Annotated in this window: 1 pseudogene; it reads right to left on the reverse strand. The window is 63.1% G+C overall.

Annotated elements, in window-relative coordinates:
* Positions 1–1073: pseudogene (locus tag ABIB00_RS38970) on the reverse strand (methyl-accepting chemotaxis protein); the annotation flags it as partial.
* Positions 1074–1437 lie beyond the last annotated feature (364 nt).

The raw sequence follows: 1437 nt of genomic DNA on the forward strand, positions 1-1437 counted from the left end.
TCCTTGCGGCCCAGGCCCGGCAGCACGACGTCGAAATTGCCCGAGGCAAGCTCGCGCATCGCCTTGCACATCGCGATCATCGGACGCGAAATGCCATTGCCCAGCATCCAGGCCAACACGGCACCAATGGCGAGGCCGCCGAGCGCCATCATCAGCATCGTCCGCTCGGTGTCGCCGATGGTGGCGTTGGCGCTCTCCTCGATGCGCTGCTGATCGGCTGAGAGGTCCGACCGCAGCTCGCCCGAGAGTTTCAGGATGGCCGCCGCCGTCCTGGTCATCTCCCCGTTCGACTTGACGATGACCTTCACATTCTCGGTCAGCTTTCCGAACGAGGTGCGGTACTGCTTCAGGAGATTGCCGATCTCGGTGACGCGGTCGGTGATCTTCTGCTCGTTGGCATAGATCGAGACCAACAGGGTCTCCAGGAACTTGATGCGGGCGGTCACGCCGTCGGCGGTCTTCGGCTCCGGCTTGGCGACGAAGGCACCAACCGAGGTCGAGACCGCAAGGTATTGCGATGTGATGTCCTTGGCCGTGGTCTGAACGGATGCAAGCCCCGCCAGCGCGGCGGTGTCGGCGAGATCGTCGAACTTGAAGCGGATCTTGTTGCCGACGCTGTTGAGCTCATCGGCCGCGATCTTGTTGTTCTCGCGTGTCAACGTGATGATCTCGCTGAACACCTTCGTAAAACGCTGGAACTCGGCTTCGAGCCTGCCGACCTGCTCACGGCGCGCCGCGCCCGTGGTCGCGGCCGTCGACTTGGCGATCGCCGCCTTCAGATTTTGTTCGGCGGCCTTGGCCGCGGTCTCGTCATCCGCCGCGCCGGTCAGCGCATAGGCCCGCGCCAGCCCCTGGTAGCTGATCAGCTCGCGATCGACCGTCCGTGCAAGGTCCGCTTCCGCCACGCTGGCGCGGTAGGAGGCCACGGCGGCCTGGATCCGCTCGAAGCCGAAATAGGCGAAAGCCATGCTGATGGCGAGGATGGCGAGCACCGCCACGAAGCCAAGGATGATTTTTGCGCGAAAGCGCAGGGTGAGCAGCTTCGATGTGTTCGGCTTCGACTTGACGGGCATTCCCCCACCCCATTCCATTCGCGGAAAACCAGGCGCAGCCCGGAAGCAGCCCGCTTCCTGACTCTTCTGCACGTTACGGGGCAAAGGATAAGCGGCGGTAAATTTGTGGCGCCGCAACTAGCGGTTAGGTGACGCGGGGGTGTCTTCATATGATCACTCCCCTCGTCGGAGCGGTTTGACGAAGACGCGGGGTTACCGGCCACGCGCCGCAACTCTTCGCTGAATAATGGGTCTGGCTTCGCCAGGACGACATTGGAAAAGCGACTGCCTACGCCGCCCGGATATTCCCCATGAAGCGGTCGAGCTCGGCGCGCAACCGGGTGCTTTCGGATGACAGCGTCTTGGCCGAGTGCAGCACCTCTTC

Source organism: Bradyrhizobium sp. LB14.3 (assembly GCF_040547985.1).
Classification (GTDB): domain Bacteria; phylum Pseudomonadota; class Alphaproteobacteria; order Rhizobiales; family Xanthobacteraceae; genus Bradyrhizobium.